Origin of the sequence: Vibrio sp. 10N.222.55.C6 (assembly GCF_041473395.1) — a bacterium.
GTDB classification, from domain to species: domain Bacteria; phylum Pseudomonadota; class Gammaproteobacteria; order Enterobacterales; family Vibrionaceae; genus Vibrio; species Vibrio crassostreae_C.
On record NZ_JBFRSD010000673.1, the window covers coordinates 1 to 552 of the forward strand.

Genomic DNA, 552 nt, shown 5'->3' on the forward strand with positions numbered 1-552 from the left:
CTATTTATAGCCGATTTTTAAGACTTGTTCAGTTTTAGCAAACTTGATGAGTTCATCAATGTACGTAGAGCCAACCGAATCAGATATACACATTTCTGGATAGCGATTATCAATGACCAACGCTGCTGTTAATCAGTGATCAATTCATATTCAAGCTTGGTAAGGATTGCAGGGGCGAGTGATTCTAAATCGACCGTCGTATACCCATAGAAGTTTGGCCTGATTTCACTACGTAGTTTAGTTATAGAATCTTTTGTATTCTCTTCCATCATCAATTTGTCATTAAAATCAGCGAGTAACTTGAGTTGTTGCCCAGAGAGAGCGGATAGATATTCGCTGTAACCACCGACAGAGCTGTATAACAGTTCATAGCGACCACCTTCTGCTTCTTCAATGTAATAATTACCTGAACGCGCAATATTGGATATGGCAGCATGTTCTGTTGTCGAGTTAACGAAGTTGGTTTCCAAATAAGTGGCGCTGCCTGCGTGGTAGTTCACATCAGCGACAAACCCCGGTTTAGGGAAAATGAGAAAAGCATCTATTGTGTCG

At 40.8% G+C, this 552-nt stretch carries 1 pseudogene; it reads right to left on the bottom strand.

Going from position 1 to position 552, the window contains the following annotated elements:
- Positions 1-128 precede the first annotated feature (128 nt).
- Positions 129-552, bottom strand: a pseudogene (locus AB4486_RS25590) (hypothetical protein); the annotation flags it as partial.